This window comes from Tardiphaga sp. OK245 (assembly GCF_900108575.1).
Classification (GTDB): domain Bacteria; phylum Pseudomonadota; class Alphaproteobacteria; order Rhizobiales; family Xanthobacteraceae; genus Tardiphaga; species Tardiphaga robiniae.
This window is the reverse complement of the sequence record NZ_FNWZ01000002.1, coordinates 566,375-586,273: the sequence shown is the minus strand read 5'-3', so window position 1 is coordinate 586,273 and position 19,899 is coordinate 566,375. Positions and strand designations below refer to the sequence as shown.

At 61.6% G+C, this 19,899-nt stretch carries 21 protein-coding genes; 6 read left to right on the top strand and 15 right to left on the bottom strand.

Annotation, left to right across the window (positions count from 1 at the left end):
* The first annotated feature begins 18 nt into the window (after nucleotides 1-18).
* Both BLW80_RS09425 and BLW80_RS09420 read left to right on the top strand, forming a co-directional pair.
* Nucleotides 19-525, top strand: a complete 507-nt coding sequence (locus BLW80_RS09425; RefSeq protein ID WP_093757739.1) for an Lrp/AsnC family transcriptional regulator — start codon at nucleotides 19-21, stop codon at nucleotides 523-525.
* A gap of 101 nt (nucleotides 526-626) precedes the next feature.
* Nucleotides 627-998, top strand: coding sequence for a ComEA family DNA-binding protein (locus tag BLW80_RS09420; RefSeq protein WP_068730064.1), 372 nt, complete (start codon nucleotides 627-629; stop codon nucleotides 996-998).
* A gap of 75 nt (nucleotides 999-1,073) precedes the next feature.
* On the opposite strand, the gene BLW80_RS09415 is transcribed toward BLW80_RS09420, so the two are convergent.
* Nucleotides 1,074-1,979: a LysR substrate-binding domain-containing protein gene (locus BLW80_RS09415; protein ID WP_093757738.1), complete on the bottom strand. Its 906-nt coding sequence runs from the start codon at nucleotides 1,977-1,979 to the stop codon at nucleotides 1,074-1,076.
* A 237-nt stretch (nucleotides 1,980-2,216) separates the two neighbouring features.
* Here BLW80_RS09415 and katG point away from each other — a divergent pair, with 237 nt between their 5' ends.
* Nucleotides 2,217-4,421, top strand: coding sequence for a catalase/peroxidase HPI (katG, locus tag BLW80_RS09410; RefSeq protein WP_093757737.1), 2,205 nt, complete (start codon nucleotides 2,217-2,219; stop codon nucleotides 4,419-4,421).
* A 220-nt stretch (nucleotides 4,422-4,641) separates the two neighbouring features.
* Nucleotides 4,642-5,247, top strand: a complete 606-nt coding sequence (locus tag BLW80_RS09405) for a glutathione S-transferase family protein (protein ID WP_089263313.1) — start codon at nucleotides 4,642-4,644, stop codon at nucleotides 5,245-5,247.
* A 6-nt stretch (nucleotides 5,248-5,253) separates the two neighbouring features.
* Here BLW80_RS09405 and fabI read toward each other — a convergent pair whose 3' ends face one another.
* From fabI to fabA, 3 genes are all read right to left on the bottom strand, one after another.
* On the bottom strand, nucleotides 5,254-6,060 hold the full coding sequence (gene fabI, locus BLW80_RS09400; RefSeq protein WP_093758195.1) for an enoyl-ACP reductase FabI: 807 nt from the start codon (nucleotides 6,058-6,060) through the stop codon (nucleotides 5,254-5,256).
* A 4-nt stretch (nucleotides 6,061-6,064) separates the two neighbouring features.
* Nucleotides 6,065-7,291, bottom strand: a complete 1,227-nt coding sequence (fabB, locus tag BLW80_RS09395) for a beta-ketoacyl-ACP synthase I (RefSeq protein ID WP_068730055.1) — start codon at nucleotides 7,289-7,291, stop codon at nucleotides 6,065-6,067.
* A gap of 82 nt (nucleotides 7,292-7,373) precedes the next feature.
* Nucleotides 7,374-7,913, bottom strand: a complete 540-nt coding sequence (fabA, locus tag BLW80_RS09390) for a bifunctional 3-hydroxydecanoyl-ACP dehydratase/trans-2-decenoyl-ACP isomerase (protein ID WP_210269351.1) — start codon at nucleotides 7,911-7,913, stop codon at nucleotides 7,374-7,376.
* Between the two features lie 309 nt (nucleotides 7,914-8,222).
* Between fabA and irrA the strand changes: the two genes are divergently transcribed.
* Nucleotides 8,223-8,711, top strand: a complete 489-nt coding sequence (irrA, locus tag BLW80_RS09385) for an iron response transcriptional regulator IrrA (RefSeq protein WP_089263317.1) — start codon at nucleotides 8,223-8,225, stop codon at nucleotides 8,709-8,711.
* A gap of 22 nt (nucleotides 8,712-8,733) precedes the next feature.
* Here the strand turns inward: irrA and BLW80_RS09380 are convergent, their stop codons facing one another.
* Both BLW80_RS09380 and BLW80_RS09375 read right to left on the bottom strand, forming a co-directional pair.
* A complete protein-coding gene (locus BLW80_RS09380; protein WP_244528080.1) occupies nucleotides 8,734-9,417 on the bottom strand; it encodes an SGNH/GDSL hydrolase family protein in 684 nt (227 codons plus the stop codon).
* Nucleotides 9,418-9,527: 110 nt separating this feature from the next.
* Nucleotides 9,528-10,055 carry an SH3 domain-containing protein gene (locus BLW80_RS09375; RefSeq protein WP_068730049.1) on the bottom strand — a complete coding sequence of 176 codons (528 nt, stop codon included), beginning with the start codon at nucleotides 10,053-10,055 and terminating at the stop codon, nucleotides 9,528-9,530.
* A gap of 224 nt (nucleotides 10,056-10,279) precedes the next feature.
* On the opposite strand from BLW80_RS09375, the gene BLW80_RS09370 reads away from it, so the two are divergent.
* Nucleotides 10,280-11,281 (top strand): 2-hydroxyacid dehydrogenase, encoded by a 1,002-nt coding sequence (locus BLW80_RS09370; protein ID WP_068730047.1) that lies wholly within the window; start codon nucleotides 10,280-10,282, stop codon nucleotides 11,279-11,281.
* A 28-nt stretch (nucleotides 11,282-11,309) separates the two neighbouring features.
* Here the strand turns inward: BLW80_RS09370 and trmB are convergent, their stop codons facing one another.
* The 9 genes from trmB to BLW80_RS09325 all read right to left on the bottom strand — a co-directional run bounded on the left by trmB (nucleotide 11,310) and on the right by BLW80_RS09325 (nucleotide 19,889).
* Nucleotides 11,310-12,068, bottom strand: a complete 759-nt coding sequence (gene trmB / locus BLW80_RS09365) for a tRNA (guanosine(46)-N7)-methyltransferase TrmB (protein ID WP_093758194.1) — start codon at nucleotides 12,066-12,068, stop codon at nucleotides 11,310-11,312.
* Between the two features lie 78 nt (nucleotides 12,069-12,146).
* Complete coding sequence (locus tag BLW80_RS09360) at nucleotides 12,147-12,563, bottom strand: helix-turn-helix domain-containing protein (RefSeq protein WP_068730045.1); 417 nt, start codon at nucleotides 12,561-12,563, stop codon at nucleotides 12,147-12,149.
* A gap of 273 nt (nucleotides 12,564-12,836) precedes the next feature.
* A complete protein-coding gene (gene lnt, locus BLW80_RS09355; protein WP_093757735.1) occupies nucleotides 12,837-14,444 on the bottom strand; it encodes an apolipoprotein N-acyltransferase in 1,608 nt (535 codons plus the stop codon).
* Nucleotides 14,441-15,556, bottom strand: a complete 1,116-nt coding sequence (locus BLW80_RS09350; protein WP_093757734.1) for a hemolysin family protein — start codon at nucleotides 15,554-15,556, stop codon at nucleotides 14,441-14,443. The genes lnt and BLW80_RS09350 overlap by 4 nt, the downstream gene beginning before the upstream one ends.
* A gap of 1 nt (nucleotide 15,557) precedes the next feature.
* Complete coding sequence (ybeY, locus tag BLW80_RS09345) at nucleotides 15,558-16,070, bottom strand: rRNA maturation RNase YbeY (RefSeq protein ID WP_093757733.1); 513 nt, start codon at nucleotides 16,068-16,070, stop codon at nucleotides 15,558-15,560.
* Between the two features lie 65 nt (nucleotides 16,071-16,135).
* Nucleotides 16,136-17,191, bottom strand: a complete 1,056-nt coding sequence (locus tag BLW80_RS09340) for a PhoH family protein (protein ID WP_068730036.1) — start codon at nucleotides 17,189-17,191, stop codon at nucleotides 16,136-16,138.
* 4 nt (nucleotides 17,192-17,195) lie between these two features.
* The gene (miaB, locus tag BLW80_RS09335; RefSeq protein ID WP_093757732.1) at nucleotides 17,196-18,614 is read right to left on the bottom strand and encodes a tRNA (N6-isopentenyl adenosine(37)-C2)-methylthiotransferase MiaB; all 1,419 of its coding nucleotides are present in this window, start codon (nucleotides 18,612-18,614) and stop codon (nucleotides 17,196-17,198) included.
* Between the two features lie 104 nt (nucleotides 18,615-18,718).
* Entirely contained in the window at nucleotides 18,719-19,423 is a 705-nt protein-coding gene (locus BLW80_RS09330; protein ID WP_093757731.1) for an HAD family hydrolase, read from the bottom strand.
* Nucleotides 19,424-19,436: 13 nt separating this feature from the next.
* Nucleotides 19,437-19,889, bottom strand: coding sequence for a Fur family transcriptional regulator (locus tag BLW80_RS09325; protein WP_068730031.1), 453 nt, complete (start codon nucleotides 19,887-19,889; stop codon nucleotides 19,437-19,439).
* Nucleotides 19,890-19,899: the final 10 nt, after the last annotated feature.

The window sequence follows — 19,899 nt, the reverse complement described above, 5'->3', positions numbered from 1 at the left end:
ACCTTAGATTGGTGGATCATGCCCGAAATCCAGTTGGACGATATTGATCGCCGAATTATCACGGAGCTTCAGGCCGACGGCCGCCTGAGCAACATCGAACTGGCCGATCGGGTCGGCTTGTCGCCGTCGCCGTGCTTGCGGCGGGTCAAGAACCAGGAGCGAGCGAGATACATCGATGGATACCGTGCGGCGTTGCGGCGTGAGCGCGTTGGATTGGGGTTTACGGCCTTCGTCGGTGTGAAGATCGACGGGCATGCCAACAAACGTGCAATCGCGTTCGAGAAGGCCGTCGTGGAGATGCCCGAGGTGGTCGCATGCCATCTCGTATCCGGCGAGTCCGATTACTTTCTTGAAGTGGTCGTGCCTGAATTGGCTGGCTATCAACGTTTCCTTGTCGGCAAGCTTCTCAACCTGTCCATCGTGCGCGAGGTGCGGAGCAATATCGCGATTCAAACGCTGAAGGCGGGCGCGCCGCTCCCGCTCCAACACTTGAAACCGGTCGCTCCCGAAGTACGCACGAAATAAACTTCAGCTTTTATCTGCGGTTCATTTTCGCGCCATGGCGGCGCCATGAATCCGCAGCTAGCTTGATGGCGTTACTTAACCGTCCTTGGAGGGACACCACGATGCGCCATTTCAAATTTGCTACTTTGACCGCTGCCGCTCTCACTCTGGGTCTGCTCGCATCCGCGCCGTCGATGGCGCAGTCGCCGCAGCCTGCTGCTCCCGCCGGCAAGATGGCTCCGGCCGCCACATCCAAGATGGCGCCTGCCAGCGAATCGAAGATGGCTCCGGCACCGAAGGTTGAACTGCTTGATCTCAACTCGGCGAGTGTCGAGGCGCTCGAGGCTCTGCCGGGTATCGGCAAGGCCTATTCGGCGGCCATCGTCAAAGGCCGTCCGTATAAGGGCAAGGACGAACTCGTGCAGAAGAAGATCGTGCCCGAGAAGACCTATGACGGCATCAAGGACAAGGTCATCGCCAAGCAGAAGAGCTAGGCGCGATCGCTTCGCTCGTCCGGAAACGCATCGGCGCAGCCGCGCCGGTGCGTTTTCTTTTGCGGTCCATCACGATCAGCCGATAACGCTGTCCTTCACCACATCGCCCAATGCGGCGAAGTCCGCCTTGCGCGGAGACGTCCGGCGAAAGGCGAGGCCGATGGTGCGGCCGGGCTGCGGATTCTCCAACCGCAGGAATTTGACGCGCTGGTCGCGTTGTTCGACATCGGCGGCGATCTGCGGGATCAATGTCACGCCATAGCCGCTGGCGACCATCTGCATCACCGTGGAGAGGCTGGACGCAGCGAAGGCCATGCCGTTGCCGCCGGACTGATGGCCGCGCGCTGCGGTGGCGCAGAAGGCCAGCGCCTGATCGCGCAGGCAGTGGCCGTCTTCCAGCAGGATCAGTCGACTCTGGTCGATCTCCATCGCCTTGATGCGTTTGTCGGCCGGGCGGGGATCGTCTGCCGGCACCGCGAGCAGGAACAGATCGTCGAACAATTTGGCCGTATCGATCTCAGGCTCGCCAAGCGGCAGCGCCAGCATCGCGGCATCGAGTGCGCCTGACTTGATATCGTCGACCAGTTGCCTAGTCTGCGTCTCGCGCAGCTCCAGCCGCAATTCCGGAAACTGTTTCTGTAGCACCGGCAGGATCCGCGGCAGTAGATACGGCGCCAGCGACGGGATCACGCCGAGCGTCAGCCGCCCGGTCAGGAGTCCGCCGCGATGCCGCGCAAAGTCCACCAGGTCGCGCGAGGCCGCCAGCACGTCCTCGCCGCGCCGCGCGACTTCGCGCCCGACATCGGTCAGCATCACCTCGCCGGGCCGGCGCTCCACCACCTTGACGCCCAGCGTCCGTTCGAGATCGCGTATCTGCATCGACAGCGCAGGCTGGGTGACGTTGCAGGCCTCGGCCGCGCGGCCGAAATGACCGTGTTTGGCGAGCGCGGCGAGATAGCGGAGCTGGCGGAGCGTAATCATGGATCATCAGATAAACTGATCGGAAGGAGAAGACAATTCGACTGGACCTGATCTAAGAATTCTTCCAATCTCTCGTCACGAAATCCAATTAGGGTGAGCGACAAGCTCGCCGAGGAATTCGGCAGACAATTGAAATTAGACAGCTTTTGGAAAATTTGAGCGGGTTTTTGAAGGCGATCCGATGTGTCGGTGTTGCCTGGGACGGCTCATATTCCAAACAGCCAGAAGGAGAGACTGATGGACACGACGAATGAGAATGGCGCCGGCAAGTGCCCCGTTGCGCATGCCCCCGCTGCCCGGGCCAATCGTGACTGGTGGCCGAACAAGCTAGACCTGTCGATTCTCCACCAGCACTCGTCGCTGTCCGATCCGATGGGCGATGCGTTTAACTACGCCGAGGAATTCAAGAAGCTTGATTACGAGGCGTTGAAAAACGACCTGCGCAAGCTGATGACCGATTCGCAGGATTGGTGGCCGGCTGATTTCGGACATTACGGTCCGCAGTTCATCCGCATGTCGTGGCATGCCGCCGGCACCTATCGGCTCAGCGATGGCCGCGGCGGTGGCGGTCGCGGTCAGCAGCGTTTCGCTCCGCTCAATTCTTGGCCGGACAACGTCAACATCGACAAGTCACGCCGCCTCCTGTGGCCGATCAAGCAGAAATACGGCAACAAGATCTCGTGGGCCGACCTGCTGATCCTGACTGGCAACGTGGCGCTGGAGACCATGGGTTTTCGCACCTTCGGTTTCGCCGGCGGTCGCGCCGACGTCTGGGAGCCTGATCAGGACGTGAACTGGGGCCCCGAAACCACGTGGCTGTCCCACCGGTCGCTCGACAAGTTCGAAGCTCCGCTCAGTGCCACGGAAATGGGCCTGATCTATGTGAATCCGGAAGGTCCGGGTGCCAGCGGCGATCCGGTTGCGGCCGCCAGCTTCATCCGCGAGACCTTCAAGCGCATGGCGATGAACGACGAGGAAACCGTGGCGCTGATCGCCGGCGGTCACACCTTCGGTAAGACCCATGGCGCTGCGCCTGAGTCCCACAAGGGTCCCGAGCCTGAAGCTGCCGGCCTGGAAGCGCAGGGTCTTGGCTGGGCGAGCAACTACGGTACTGGATCCGGTGCAGACGCCGTTGGTAGCGGCATTGAGGTCACCTGGACGCAGACGCCGGCGCAGTGGAGCAACTTCTTCTTCGAGAACCTGTTCAAGTATGAATGGGTGCAGACCCGCAGCCCCGGTGGGGCCATCCAGTGGGAGGCCAAGGACGCCGAGGAAGTGATCCCCGACGCGCATGATCCATCGAAGAAGCACAAGCCGACCATGCTCACGACGGATCTGTCCCTGCGTCTGGATCCGGCCTATGAAAAAATCTCACGCCGCTTCCTGCAGAATCCGCAGGCCTTCGCTGAAGCTTTTGCTCGGGCCTGGTTCAAGCTGACTCATCGCGACATGGGTCCGCGCGTGCGTTATCTCGGTCCGGAAGTGCCCAAGGAAGAGTTGATCTGGCAGGATCCGATCCCTGCGGTTGACTATCCGGTGATCGACGACACCGACGTCTCTGCGCTCAAGGCCAAGCTGCTGGCATCGGGCCTGACCGTGTCCGAATTGGTCAGCACGGCCTGGGCTTCGGCCTCCACCTTCCGTGGCGGCGACAAGCGTGGCGGTGCCAACGGCGCGCGCATCCGTCTGGCCCCTCAGAAGGACTGGGAGGTTAACCAGCCGGCTCAGCTAGCCAAGGTGTTGCAGGTGCTCGATGGAATCCGGAAGGAGTTCAACGCGGCGCAATCCGGTGACAAGCAGGTTTCGCTTGCCGACCTGATCGTCCTCGGCGGCAGCGCGGCGGTCGAGAAAGCCGCGAAGGATGCTGGCCTGGATGTAACCGTTCCGTTCTCTCCGGGGCGCGGCGACGCCTCGCAGGCGCAAACCGATGTGGAATCCTTCGAGGTGATGGAACCGGTCGCGGACGGCTTCCGTAACTACCTCAAGGGCACGTCTGCCGTACCGGCCGAAGTATCTTTGGTGGATCGCGCGCAATTGCTGACGCTGACTGCTCCGGAAATGACGGTTCTCGTCGGCGGCTTGCGAGTACTTGGTGCGAATTCCGGGCAGTCCGTGCGCGGTGTCTTCACCAAGACACCGGAGACGTTGACCAACGACTTCTTCATCAACCTGCTCGACATGAGCACGCAGTGGAAGGCAGTCGATGGCTCGAACAACGTGTACGAGGGACGTGATCGCAAGAGCGGCGAAGTCAAGTGGACCGGTACACGCGCCGATCTGGTCTTCGGTTCGCACTCGCAGCTGCGTGCCTTCGCGGAGGTCTATGCAAGCACCGACGCCAAGCAGAAGTTCGTGAAGGACTTCGTCAAGGCTTGGGTCAAGGTGATGAACGCGGATCGTTTTGATCTCGTCGAGAGGCCGATACTGCAGGCGGCTGAGTAACCTCGGCCCGCCATCGTGAATATGAAAGCCCCTGCGACTATGTCGCGGGGGCTTTTTCTTGTCGCGCCGCGTCATACTCAACTGTCATCACTGACACTGCCGGTTACTGGATCCCGCTTTCGCGGCGATGAGAGTTTCAAAGAGTCTGAGCGCTCTGCGTCTTGCACGCTCGTCCGAATCCCCGCACAAATGGCAAAATGTTTCTCCGGAGGATCTCCAGATGATGAAACTCTACTGGTCGCCGCGCTCGCGCTCATTCACGGCGCTTTGGCTGATGGAGGAAACCGGCGTCGCCTATGAGCGCGTGCTGACCGATATCTCCACCGGTGCGCAGCGCACGCTGGAATTCCTCGCCGTCAATCCGATGGGCAAGGTGCCGGCTCTGCAGGATGGCGACGCCACTATGGCCGAGGCTGCGGCAATCTGCGCTTATGTGGCCGAACGCTACCCCGAGGCGAAGCTGGCGCCCCCGCTCGGCGATTCTCATCGCGCGAAATATCTCTATTGGCTGTTCTTTGCGCCGGGCTGTATCGAACCGGCGATCGCACAGATCGCGACCAAGATGGAGCTGAATCCGGTGGCCGCGGGCTGGGGTGATGCGCAGCGCGTGTTCGATGTGCTCGAAGCCGCGCTTGATGAAGGTCCATGGATTCTTGGCGCACAATTCTCTGCCGCCGATATCGCCATCGGTTCAGGACTGAACTTTGCCGTGCGCAATTTCAAGATGGTCCCGTCGCGCCCGGCGTTCGAGCGCTATCTCGACCGTTGCAGCGCTCGTCCGGCCTTCCAGCGGGCAATGGAATTTGCATCGGGGGAAAAGACGTAAGGCGAATTACTCGCTTGCGTCTGCCTTCAACGCATCCGGATGCGGCATCGAGATGATATTGTAGCCGGAGTCGACGAAATGCGTTTCGCCGGTCACGCCGCCGGAAAGATCCGACAGCAGATACAGCGCAGTGCCGCCGAGTTCTTCCAGTGTTACGCCGCGGCCGAGCGGCGAATGCTTCTGCTGGAATGCGAACATCGCGCGGGAATCGCCGATGCCCGAGCCGGCCAGTGTACGTACCGGGCCAGCCGACACCGCGTTGACGCGAATGCCCTGGCGGCCAAAGTCAGATGCGAGATAACGCACCGAGGCTTCGAGAGCGGCCTTGGCAACGCCCATGACATTGTAGTTCGGCATCACGCGGGTCGATCCGCCAAAAGTTAGCGTGATCATGGCGCTGCCGGGCTTCATGATTTCCGACGCGCGTTTGGCGATTTCGGTGAAGGAGAAGCAGGAGATCACCATGGTGCGCGAGAAATTGGTGCGCGTGGTGTCGGCGTAGCGGCCCTTGAGTTCGTTCTTGTCGGAGAAACCGATGGCGTGGACCAGGAAATCCAGCCTGCCCCATTTCTCCTTGATCGCAGAGAACGTAGCATCGACGCTGGCGATGTCTTCGACGTCGCAGGGCAGGATCAGATCCGCATTGAGCGATTCCGCCAGCGGCTTGACGCGCTTGCCAAGCGCATCGCCCTGATAGGTGAAAGCCAGTTCGGCGCCCTGCGTATGCAGGGCTTTGGCGATTCCCCACGCGATAGAATGATCATTGGCGACGCCCATGATCAGTCCGCGCTTGCCCTGCATCAGTGATGGCATCGCGTTATGCATCCATCCGCTTGAAGACCAGCGTAGCGTTGGTGCCGCCGAAGCCGAAGGAGTTCGACAGCACGGTGCCGACCTTCACATTGTCGATGCGCTTGCGCACGATCGGCATGTCGGCGAACACCGGATCAAGTTCGGTGATGTTGCCGCTCTCGCAGATAAACCCGTTCTGCATCATTAGCAGCGAGTAGATTGCTTCCTGTACGCCGGTGGCGCCGAGCGAGTGGCCGGTGAGCGCCTTGGTCGCCGAGATTGGCGGGCATTTCTCGCCAGTGCCGAACACGTTGCGGATCGCCTGCATTTCCGGCGGATCGCCGGCAGGCGTCGACGTCGCATGCGGGTTGATGTAGTCGATCTTGATGCCGCCGGTGGTGGCCAGCGCCATCTTCATGCAACGCTCTGCGCCTTCGCCGGATGGAGCGACCATGTCGTAGCCATCCGAGGTGGCGCCGTAGCCGATGATTTCGCCATAGATCTTGGCGCCGCGTGCTTTCGCGTGCTCGAGTTCTTCGACCACGACCACGCCGGCGCCGCCGGCGATGACGAAGCCGTCGCGGCTGACGTCATAGGGACGCGAGGCTGTCGATGGTGTGTCGTTATACTTCGAGGACATTGCGCCCATGGCGTCGAACAGCACCGAGAGCGACCAGTCGAGTTCCTCGCAGCCGCCGGCAAAAACGACGTCCTGCTTGCCCCACTGGATCATCTCGTAGGCATTGCCGATGCAATGGTTCGAGGTCGCGCAGGCGGAGGAGATCGAATAGTTCACACCCTTGATCTTGAACCAGGTCGCGAGCGTCGCAGAAGCGGTCGAGGACATCGCCTTCGGCACCGCGAACGGACCAACGCGCTTCGGACCCTTCGTTCGCGTGATGTCCGCGGCTTCGACGATGGTGCGTGCGGAAGGTCCGCCCGAGCCCATGATGATGCCGGTGCGCTCGTTCGAGATATCCGACTCTTCGAGACCGGAGTCCTGGATGGCCTGTTCCATGGCGATGTGATTCCATGCGGCGCCTTCGCCGAGGAAGCGCATCGCGCGGCGGTCGATCACATCGGCCGGATTGATGGTCGGTGCGCCCTGCACCTGCGAACGGAAACCAAGCTCTGCGTATTTGTCGGCGCGCGTGATGCCCGACTTTGCCTCATGGAGGCTCGCAAGCACTTCCTGAGTGTTGTTTCCGATAGATGAGACAATGCCCATCCCCGTGACGACAACCCGCCTCATGATCGCCTCGCCCTTTGAATTACGTTGTTGTGGAACTGGCGGTCGCCCCCTCGGAGACCGCCGTTGAATGGCACCCGGTAGATCACGTTCCCGGCTGCAATGCGGCAGGTGCTTCCTGCTTGAACAGGCCGACCTTCAGGTCCTTGGCGCGATAGATAATCTCGCCATCGGCCGAAAGCGAGCCGTCGGCAATCCCCAACCACAATTTTGAACGCATCACGCGTTTGATATCGATGGTGTACACGACCTTTTTGACGTTCGGGAGAACCTGGCCGGAAAACTTCAGCTCGCTGAGCCCGAGCGCACGTCCGGGGCCGATGCCGCCCGACCAGCCCAGAAAGAACCCGACCATCTGCCACATGGCGTCGAGGCCGAGGCAGCCCGGCATGACCGGATCGCCCTTGAAGTGGCAGGCAAAGAACCAGAGGTCCGAATTGACATCGAGTTCAGCGCGCACGAGACCCTTGCCGAATTCGCCGCCGTCAGCCGTGATCTCGGTGATGCGGTCGAACATCAGCATCGGCGGCAGTGGCAATTGCGCATTGCCGGGTCCGAACAGCTCGCCGCGGCCGCAGGCCAGCAGGTCTTCATATGCGTAGCTGTTGCGTTGTTCCTGGATCATGCCGGCTTTCTGGGTCCATCGATGGTGGTGGCTACCCCAGGTTGGAGTCGCCACATATAGAATTGTTCCAAATGACACGGGAACTTGCCCCGGTTGGGCGCTCTCTATCATAGGCTTAGGGGGCGGCAAAGCGCCGGATCGCCTGCTTTTGGCGGGTTATTGACCATGTTGCGATGCACTGCGGAAGCATCCCTTCTGATGCATGGCTCCTAGTTGCGAAAACCTTGCATCTGAGGCCCCGCCTTTCTATAATAGAAGGCTAATTCAGTGTTCTTTTTGAGTGTGAACGGCAGGATTACTGACGTGGATATGAGCGACAGCGTTTCAGTTCTGGATGACGCAGCTGCGGTTGCGGAAATCAATCACGGCCGCCAGCCGGCTTTGACTGGTTGCCCGTGGCATGACGTCAACGAGATGCTGCAGTCGGTCGGCCTGCGTCCCACCCGTCAGCGCATGGCGCTGGGCTGGCTGCTGTTCGGCAAGGGCGCGCGTCATCTCACCGCGGAAATGCTGTACGAGGAAGCGACTCTCGCCAAGGTGCCGGTGTCGCTGGCGACCGTTTACAACACGCTCAATCAGCTCACGGATTCCGGCCTGCTTCGTCAGGTCAGCGTCGATGGTACGAAGACCTATTTCGATACCAATGTGACCTCGCATCACCACTACTATCTCGAGAACAACCACGAGCTGGTCGATATTCCGGACCAGAACCTCGTGCTGACCAAGATGCCGGAAGTCCCCGAGGGCTTCGAGATCAGCCGCATCGACATGGTCGTTCGTCTGCGCAAAAAGCGCTAACGGCTTTATCCAAATTCTGAAGTTATTTGCGCCGCCGAACCGTTTTCGGCGGCGTTTGCTCGCCAGCTGCAGCCGTCGCCACGATCGCGCGGGCGAGGGAGCGGCCGGTGCATTCGTAGCCGGCTGCGGAATTGTGTAGTCCGTCCCAAGCCGTTAGCGCTCCCATGGAGAGCCCTGCGTCTACTGCACGGCGCATCAGCTCGAAGCGTGAGAACAGCGGTACGCGTTCCTGCCGGGCGGCGTCAGCTATGCTCGCCTGCATCTTGGAATATTGCGATGCGAGAATGACCGGCGCGTATTGCTGATCCATCAGGATCACGTCGGCGCCGTCAGCCTTCAGCAGGCGGATGCCCTCGACGATCCTGCCGGTCAGGCTGTCAGCGCTTTGCAGCCAGGTCACGTCATTGGTGCCGATCTGCCAAATCACGAGATCCGGGCGATGCGCCAGCACATCGCGGTCGAAGCGGGCGATATTGCCCGGGATCGTGTCGGCGTTCCGCCCACTATTGATGACCTCCAGCCGCAGTCCCGGCTTCAGGTGTTGCAGCTCGCTCTGCAGCATGCCGGGATAGGTTTTGGCGGGGTCGGATTGCCACAGGCCGAGCGTCGAGGACGAGCCCATGGCGACGATCTTGAGCGGGCCACCGGTTTTGAGCGCAGCTACGGTGCGCGGAAGGGTCGCATCACCAGACAGTCGCTGATCCACTGCCAGACACGTCTCAGTGGCGGATTGCGCACGAGCCGGGCCGGACCATGACAGCGCTGCAACGGCGACCACTGCGCCGGCGCAGGCCAGGCTCCCGATGCGGGATGTGCTCAGTTCACCTTCTCGTCGGCGTAGACGCCCCATAGCCGTTGCTGTTCGATCCAGCCATCAAAGCCGTTGCCGATCACCCGGCACCAGCCATTGTTGCAGCGCTTCACCTGCGCCACAACGCCGGCCTGCAGCCGGGCCGCAACAGCGCTGGTCGCATCCGGATTGTCATAGATCGAGGCGAGTTCGTCCTTGGATTTCATGGTCACGACCGCGGTGCGGCGGCCGGACAGCAGCGAGTGATAGACCCAGCCCTCGGCGCCCTCGGAATCGCGGACGCGGCGCCAGTTCTCGTATTCGGCGGTGATCTCCACCGGCAGGCCGGAGCGAGTATAGACCCAGGCGACATCGTTGTCCTTGGTGGGGCCGGCGCGGACATTAACGTGATCCGACTTGAGGCTGACGTAGCGCGGCACCGGCAGGCCGCTGGCGCCCAGCGGCGTGTCCTTGGCAGCGAGAGCCGGATCGATTGCTGCCGCGATCAGAGTACCCATCGCCAACATCGCACACGCAAATCGCCGGAACGCCATCAACCCCACCTCAACCCAATCCAAAGAACGCAAGTGCCGCCGCGCCGCACGCGCCTGTTGGGTTCTTGTTTTGGCTTGGTCTTCTGCTAGAGAGGACCGAAGGCCAAGGCACCAAAAAGGGTGTCGGGGAACCCGAGGAAACGGTGAATTCGCGGCTGCGGCAGTTTCGAACAACCGGGTTAATGCGGACTGAACGGATTAGCCAAAGCGCGAGTGAGCAGGACATGTCGGTCAAGAAAAAGCCTCTCGTCATCGTCACGCGCAAGCTGCCGGACTCGATCGAGACCCGTATGCGCGAACTGTTCGATGCGCACATCAATCTCGACGACACGCCGCTGACGCCCGAGCAACTCGCTGAAGCGACCCGCACCGCCGACGTGCTGGTGCCAACCGTCACCGACGAGATCACCAAGGAACTGCTCGAGCATCCCGACTGCAAGCTCAGGCTGATCGCCAATTTTGGCAACGGCGTCGACAATATCGATGTCGTCGCGGCCCATGCCCGCGGCATCACCGTCACCAACACGCCGAAGGTGCTCACTGAAGACACCGCCGACATGACCATGTCGATGATTCTCGCGGTGCCGCGCCGGCTGATCGAGGGTGCCTCGATTCTGACCGAAGGCAAGGACTGGCAGGGCTGGTCGCCGACCTGGATGCTGGGCAAGCGGTTAGGGGGCAAGCGACTCGGCATCATCGGTATGGGCCGTATCGGCCAGGCCGTGGCGCGCCGCGCCCGCGCCTTCGGGCTACAGATCCACTATCACAACCGCAAACCTGTCGCGCCGAAGATCGCCGAAGAACTCGGTGCGACCTATTGGGATTCGCTCGACCAGATGCTGGCGCGCATGGACATCATCTCGGTGAACTGTCCGCATACGCCGGCGACGTTCCACCTGCTGTCGGCGCGCCGTCTCAAGCTGATCCGCAAGGACGCCTATATCGTCAACACCGCGCGCGGCGAGGTGATCGATGAAGAGACGATGATCAAGCTGATCGAATCGGGTGACATTGCCGGTGCCGCGCTCGACGTGTTCGAGCACGAGCCCGCGGTGAGTCCGAAACTGGTGCGGCTCGCGCGCGCCGGCAAAGTGGTATTGTTGCCGCATATGGGCTCGGCGACGATCGAAGGCCGTGTCGAGATGGGCGAGAAAGTCATCATCAACATCCGTGCCTTCCTCGACAATCACAAGCCGCCGGATCGTGTGCTTCCGAACATGCTGTGAGGCGAAGCGCTTACGCTCGCCGCTTATCTTACGAGATCAGCTTGAAGATGAGATAGGCGGCGATGCGGCCCTCGCGGGTGGCTTTGCGGCCGTAGCGCGTCATGGTGTAGTTCGGCCATGGCAGGCGCCAGTCATCGGCGCGCTCTGCGGTCCAGATGAAATCCGGCGATCGCGACACATGCGAGAGTGTCCACGCGACGTAATCCGGAATGTCATGCACGAAACGAAATTCGCCTGACGGCTTCAGCACGCGCGCCATCGCCGCCAGTGTTGCGTCCTGCACGAAGCGGCGCTTCCAGTGACGCTTCTTCGGCCACGGATCCGGATGGATCAGGTCGATGCGTGACAGCGATTGCGCCGGTGCCCATGTGAGAAGTTCAGCGGCGTCGCCGGCGACGAGGCGGATATTGCCGATATTCTGCGCCTCGATCTGCGTCAGAATCTTCGCCATGCCGTTGATATAGGGCTCGCAGCCGATGAAGCCGATGTCAGGATGCGCCAGCGCTTCCGCGACCAGATGCTCGCCGCCGCCGAAGCCGATCTCCAGACGCACGGTCTCGACCTCAGTGCCGAACAGCGTGCGGATATCGTCAGGTGCGGGATGTGCGATGTCGACGGTGAGCGCCGGCAGCAGCGTCGCCATCAGGTCGGCTTGATGGTCGCGCAGCTTGTGGCCCTTGCGGCGTCCGAAGAACGAACCGGTGTAATGGCCGCTCTCGGCAGGCGTGGACGCACCCGCGTCAGCGGGGGCATCGTGATCGTTATGATTGGAATTGGCTGTGGTCATCGCGCGCGAGTGATACAGCCGAAACGCCATCGGCGCCATCAGGCGCGATGACGAATTTCCGTTGAAAGTACCGTGATTTTAGCGCTGATCCGGGGCTTCGCGCGAAGCGATCTGTTCGACCAGGTCGACGATGCTGCGGCGGAGCTTGGCATCGGTGATGCGCGTGAAGGCGCGGGTCAGAGCGAGGCCTTCGGAGGTGGCGAGGAAGTCGGAGACATAGGCAGGCGAGGACGCTTCAGCGAAGCCTTCGCCGTTATGGATCGCGCCGGGGCCGCCTTCGAACAGGAACGAGACGGGGACCTGCAGAATTTCCGAAATCTGCTGCAGCCGGCTGGCGCCGACGCGGTTGGTGCCCTTCTCGTATTTCTGAACTTGCTGAAACGTCAGACCGAGGGCTTCGCCCAGCTTTTCCTGACTCATGCCGAGCATAATGCGCCGCATGCGCACACGGCTGCCGACATATTTGTCAACAGGATTGGGCGCTTTCGTCGACATCTCAATTACTCCTGGATCACATCAAGGGAGACGGATAATGCGTGGCAATCCGTCATTTAGGGCGGCTTCGGTTGTAACCAAAGGTATCCTAGTGGATTATAACAACCGCGCAAATTTTCCTAAGCGGAAAATTTAAGCCACTGCACCTTTATTTCTCAATAGGTGAGAAATAAAGCTTACAAAGCTAGCTTAAAAAGCAATCACATCGAGAGGGTTGTTCGGTAGGCGGCGAAAGCTAGCTTGCAAGCTATATCAAATGCTTCAAGTATCAAGCTAGTGGCGTACCGGCGTACGCCGCCGAACGGCGAAAATGATCGCGAGCGCGACAAACATCGCGGCGGGAATATCGCCGATTTTCGAGTAGACCGTCGGCGAAATGGCCGCTGGTAATCCCGAATCCAGCACGCCTTCGACACCGAGATCGAGCCGCGCGATCAGGCGGCCGACAGGGTCGACCACGACGGAAATGCCGGTGTTCGCAGCGCGAACCAGCGGCAGGCCTTCCTCGATGGCGCGGACGCGGCTTTGCTGCAGGTGCTGATAGGGGCCCGTGGAAATCCCGAACCAGCCATCATTGGTGAGATTGACGATCCAGCCCGGCCGATCGTTACGCGTGGTGATATCGTCCGGGAAAACCGCCTCGTAGCAGATCAGCGGCAGCATGCGCGGCGCGCCGGGAATGTCCATCGGCTTCCGGCGCGTGCCGGGAATGAAGCCGCCATGGACTTTGGTCAATTGCTGGAAGCCGATCTTCTCCATGAAGCTCTGGAACGGCAGATACTCGCCGAACGGCACCAGATGCAGTTTGTCGTAGGTCGACAGGATGCTGCCGTCATGATCGATCACGTAAATAGAATTATAGGCCTGCGTGATGCGTACGCCGAGCGGAGCATCCGGCGGGCGCACGGCGCCGGTGACCAGCACGGTGCCCTTCGGCAGCAGATTGGCGATCTGCGCCATCGCATCGGGTTCGCGCGACAGGAAGAACGGGAATGCGGATTCCGGCCAGATCAGGATATTGGCTGCACCGACGCCTGAATTCTGCGGACCGGTCGCGCGGTCCGATAGCGCAAGATATCTGCTCATGACATCCGCCTTGGCGGAATAGTTGAAGCGCGTGTCCTGCGACAGATTCGGCTGCATGATGCGCAGCTTCACATTGGCGACGAGCTGCGTCGGGGTGCGCGATAGCCGAGCCATGCCATAGGTGCCCATCACGACGAGCAGCACCAGCGCAAGCGCCGGCGCTAGCCACGGCCGCTGCGTGCGCGAGCGTCCGTCGATCAGCACCGCAGGCGATGCAAAGATCGCTACAGTGATAAATGTCAGTCCCCATAGGCCGACCAGCGATGCGTTCTGCGCGAGCGCGAGCGGTTCGGTGAGTGCATAGCCGAACGCATTCCAGGGAAAGCCCGTCAATACATGACCGCGCAGCCATTCGCCGATCGTCAGGCTCGCGGCGAGCGCGAAGATCCGCGCGACATCCTTGGTCCAGAGCAGGCGTGCCAGCGCGAAGCCGATCGCGGTGAACAGCGCGAGATAGGCGGGCAGGCCGCAGATCGCGGCGGGCAACAGCCATGCGAAGGTCTGCGCGTCGACGAGGAAAGCGTAGCCGATCCAGTATAGGCCCGGCACGAAATAGCCGAAACCGAACCACCAGCCCGCCATGGCGGCCGCGGGAATGCCGCGCATCTTGCCGGCGGCGGCGCCATCGATCAGCCAGACGACGACGGGGAACGTGATGAACAGTACCGGCCAGGCGTTGAACGGCGCCATCGCCAGCGACGATACCGCGCCGGCCAGCAGCGCGATGCCTGCGCGCTTCCAACCCCAAGCGAGAATGATGCTGAGTGCGACCGAGCGCAGGCTGCGTGATGTCACGGCGTTCCCGCGCTGTCGCCTGATGGAGGCGTATTCACATTGTCATTGGACGGTGCCGCGCCGGTGTCCGATGACGCATCGCGGCGGCGTGGTTCGCGGGCACGCGGCGCAGGCCGCTCCTTGCGGGGGCCGACGCGCAATCGCTTGACGCGGCGCGGATCGGCATCGAGCACTTCGATCTCGAAATTGCCAGGGCCGGAAATCACTTCGCCGCGCACGGGCAAACGGCCGACATGGGTGACGAGATAGCCGCCGAGTGTCTCGACTTCCTCGCCGTCTTCGCCGGTCTCGAATTCTTCGCCGATCATGGCGCGCACGTCATCTAGGCTGGCGCGTGCATCGGCGATGAAGCTGTCGCCCTGCCTGACAATGGATGGCGGCTCGTCGCTGTCGTGTTCGTCATCGATCTCGCCGACGATCTGCTCGACAATGTCCTCGATAGAGACGAGGCCGTCGGTGCCGCCATATTCGTCGACAACGAGTGCGAGATGGATGCGTGCGGCCTGCATCTGCGCGAGCAGATCGATGGCGCGCATCGATGGCGGCACGTAGAGCAGCTTGCGGATGATGCCGGTGTCAACGACGGTCTGCGCCAGATCGACCGAACGCAGGTCGAGGCCGGCGGGAAACACTTTCTTCTTCTTGGCCGTCGACGGCACGACGTTGCGCGCCTTCACGGTCATGTATGCCAGCAGGTCGCGGATATGAACGATGCCGACGGGATCGTCGAGGGTTTCGTTGAATACGACCAGGCGTGAATGCGCTGCGCTCTCGAACAGGCCCATCAATTCGCCGAGCGAGATATCCTGCTTCACCGCGATAATATCGGCGCGATGCACCATGACGTCGGCGATGCGGCGCTCGTTGAGGCCCAGAATATTGCGCAACATCGTGCGCTCGATGGTGGAGAAGCCGGTCTCGTCCGGCGCGGAGGCGTCGAGCACGACTTGCAGGTCGGCGCGCACCGAGCCCGGCTTCCAGCCGAACAGCGAGCGGATCGCGCGGGTCAGCCAGGTCTCCGACGTTGGGCGCATGACCTCGCCGTCGTGAACCACCGCAGGCAGATTGCTTGAGGTCTTCGAATGATCGCTTCTAGTGTCGCCGTCCGGCATCTCAGGTCACCCGATCCTGATCTGCATAGGGGTCCGGGATCCCGAGCGTTGCCAGGATCTCGCGCTCCAGCGCTTCCATCTCTTCGGCTTCGTCGTCCTTCTCATGATCGTAACCGACCAGATGCAGAAAACCGTGAATGGCGAGATGGCTGAGATGGTTGGCGAAGCTCTTCTCTTCTTCGTCAGCCTCGCGGCGCGTGGTCTCGTAGGCAATAGCGATGTCGCCGAGCATGCGCGGCATGTCATCGGGCTCGTCTGCGCCTTCGGGCGGCTGCAGCGCCGGAAATGACAGGACGTTGGTCGGCTTGTCGATGCCACGCCAGTTCTGGTTCAGCGTGCGGATGCCGGCATCGTCGGTGAGCATGATGGCGAGTTCGGCGTCGGCCGTATCGGTATCGACCATGGCGGCGGCAGCTTCGATGGCGCGGTGAATCACGGCGTCGGCATCGGCCTCCGCAGACCAGCAATCGGCGACAACAAGAACCTCTGTCGCGGGAGATGAATAGGTCGGCATCGGTATCGAACTTCTTTCGCGAACGGACCCGATTCCGGGTCCGCCGTCAGCGTATGAGTGTGTCATCAGGTCTTTGTAGCGACCGCCTTCTGCGGCGTTCCTTCGTAAGCGGCGACAATGCGGGCCACGAGTTCGTGGCGGACCACGTCTTCGCCGGTGAATTTCACCTGCGAGATGCCTTGCACGCCGTCGAGCAGACGCGCGGCCTCGGCGAGACCCGAGGTCTGGCCGTTGGGCAAGTCGACCTGCGAGGGGTCTCCGGTGATGATCATGCGGCTGTTCTCGCCCAGACGCGTCAGAAACATCTTCATCTGCATCGAGGTGGTGTTCTGCGCTTCGTCGAGAATGATTGCGGCATTGGTCAGCGTGCGACCGCGCATAAACGCAAGCGGCGCGATTTCGATTTCGCCGGTCTGCAACGCGCGTTCGACAATGCGCCCGTCCATCAGGTCATACAATGCGTCATAGATCGGGCGCAGATAGGGATCGACCTTCTCGCGCATGTCACCGGGCAGGAAGCCGAGCCTTTCGCCGGCTTCCACCGCGGGACGAGACAGGATGATGCGATCGACTTCCTTGCGCTCGAACAGCATCGCCGCTTGCGCAACCGCAAGCCAGGTCTTGCCGGTACCGGCGGGGCCGATGCCGAACACCAGTTCGTTGCTTCTCAGCGCGCGGATATAGGCGTCCTGCGTCGCGGTGCGGGCACGCACCGGGCGCTTGCGCAGATTGATGGTGTCGAAGTTCGAGGCGGCTGCTTTCGACCCCTTGGGATCGAACGGAAACAGCGTGCCTTGCGCCAGCGTCGCGCGGATCGTGCCTTCGACATCGCCGGGGGCAAGGTCATGGCCCTGCACTGCCTGCGCATAGAGCGTTTCGAGCACACGGCGGGCGGCGTCGCAGGCGTCGCGGGTACCGGTGAGGGTGATGTGGTTGCCGCGGGAATCGACGACGACATTCAGCCGGCGTTCGATGATCGCGAGGTTCTGGCCATAAGGCCCGACCAGCGAAGAGGCCGCCCGGTTGTCATCAAAGTCGATGACGACCTGCGTCTCGGCCTGCGGTGGAGTATCGAGTTTGCGAACAGCGAGCGTAGACGAATCCGATGCGCTTTTGGCCAAGAATTCAGGCTCCCGTGACGGTGTGAGAACGGACTGGCTGCAACACTGGTGGTACTGGAGAACTAGCAACTGGAGGTGATGCGAGGCTGCCGAGCAGGCTGTAGCGCTCGAGGCTCTCAATGGTGACCGGAAGCACCTGGCCGATAATGTCGTCAGAAGCCATCACATGGGCCGGCTGCAGGTAAGCGGTGCGACCGACGATCTGGCCGGGATTGCGCGCGGGGCGTTCGAACAGCACATCCGCAGTGCGTCCAATCGTGGCCGCGTTGAAGGCCGATTGCTGGCTGTCGATCAGGTTCTGAAGCCGCACCAATCGCTCGTCCATGTCAGCCTGTGACACCGTCTCCTGCAAATCCGCGGCCGGCGTTCCCGGACGCGGCGAATACTTGAACGAATAAGCGCCAGCGTATCCGATTTGTGTGACGAGCGCGAGCGTGGCTGCAAAATCTTCCTCGGTCTCGCCCGGGAAGCCCACGATGAAATCAGAAGTAAAAGCAATGTCTTGCCGCGCGCCGCGAAAACGGTCGATGACGCGGCGATAATCTTCGGCTGTATGTTTCCGGTTCATGGCCGCCAGAATGCGGTCGGAACCGGACTGCACGGGGAGATGCACGAACGGCATCAGCTCCGGCAAATCGCGATGCGCCGATATCAGCGTGTCCTCGACGTCTCGGGGATGGCTGGTGGAATAGCGCAGCCGGGCGATGCCGGGAATTTTTGCGAGGCGATAGAGCAGCGTGCCCAGTGCCCACGGACGGCCGTCGGGACCCTCGCCGTGATAGCCGTTGACGTTCTGGCCGATCAGGGTGATCTCGCGCACGCCGTTATCGGCGAGCCGCTGCACGTCGTCGATGATCTTCGCCACCGGGCGCGAGACTTCGGAGCCGCGGGTGTAGGGCACGACGCAGAAGGTGCAGAACTTGTCGCAGCCTTCCTGCACGGTAACGAAAGAGGAAATGCCGCGGGCACGAATCGCTGCCGGCTTCGGCGGCGGCAGGAAGCCGAACTTGTCCTCGACCGGAAATTCGGTGTCGAGCGCGCGGCCGCCGGCTTTCGCCTGCTTCAGCAGCGCAGGCAGGTTGTGATAGCTCTGCGGCCCGACCACGACATCGACAACAGGCGCGCGGCGAATGATCTCGTTGCCCTCGGCCTGCGCGACGCAGCCGGCGACGACCACGTTCATCTTGCGTCCGGCCTGCGCGGCTTCTGCCTTGGCCACGCGCAGCTTGCCGAGCTCCGAATAGACCTTCTCGGACGCCTTCTCGCGGATGTGGCAGGTGTTGAGGATCACCAGATCCGCGTCGTCGACATTGGCCGTCTCGACGAAGCCTTCAGGCGCCAGCGTGTCCACCATGCGCTGGGCATCGTAGACGTTCATCTGGCAGCCGTAGGATTTGATATGCAGCTTACGCGGCGCGGTCATGGAACCTGTAATGGGCTGGAAATGCGCTTGCTGCGCAGCGCTCAATTATAGGCTAACGTCCGGAAAATCCAGCATTTCTGCAAAATATAAGTGCTCGCAATGGCTTAGGCGAGGCCGACGGGCTCGCCAGCCAGTGCGCCCCTGGCCACCAGGCCAGGGAGCTGCCGCATATCGTCGAATACGAGATGGGCTCCAGCGGCCGTCAGGGCTGCCGCGGTGGCCGGGCTGCAATGGCCGCCGCCGTGATAGCCGAATACGGTCATGCCGGCTGCGATGCCCGCCGTAACGCCGGGAATGCTGTCCTCGATCACCACGCAGCGCTCCGGCACGGCATTCATCTGCGCGGCGGCAAACAAAAACAGATCGGGCTGCGGCTTGCCGCGCTCGACCTGCAGAGCGGAAAACAGATGCGGATCGAAACGATCGAGCAGCCCGGTCGTAGTGAGGCTGCTGCGAATGCGTGTCGGTGTGCCCGAGGACGCTACGCAAACCGGCTGTGACAATATTGCGAGTGTCTCGGCGATATGCGGGATCGACTGCAGCTTCGCGCCGAACACCTCGTCGATCGTGGCTTTCAGCGTCGCGGTGTAGTCATCGGGCAGCACGCGGCCGAGCTCGGTCTCGACTTCCAGGCGCGCCTCGCGCGCGGACCGGCCGAGGAAACGCTCATGCACCTGATCGGCGGTGATGGGATAGCCGAACTGTGTCAGGACATCTGCGTGGACGACGCAGGCGAGGGACTCACTGTCGACGAGCACGCCGTCACAATCGAAGATGACGAGATCGAAGCGCGAAGAAACTGAACTCACTTGGTTGATTCGCTCACTTGGTGGTTTTGTCCTCGTCGAGCGGCACGCAGTACAGCTCCAGCCGGTGATCGACCAGCTTGTAACCGAGCTTCGCGGCGACTTCAGCCTGCAATTTCTCGATTTCTTCAGACGTGAATTCGATGACGGTCCCGTCACGCAAGTTGATCAGATGATCGTGATGGCTGTCACGCATCGTCTCGTAGCGCGCGCGGCCTTCGCGAAAATCGTGACGCTCGATGATGCCGGCGTCTTCGAACAGCTTCACAGTGCGATACACCGTCGAGATCGAGATCTTGTCATCCACCGCAACGCAGCGGCGATACAGTTCCTCGACATCGGGATGATCGTCGGCTTCCGCCAGAACGCGCGCAATCACGCGGCGCTGCTCCGTCATGCGCATGCCGGTCGCGGCGCAGCGCGCCTCGATACCAGCAGACTTCATCGCAGATGATTTCAGTGCAGTCATGATCCGGATC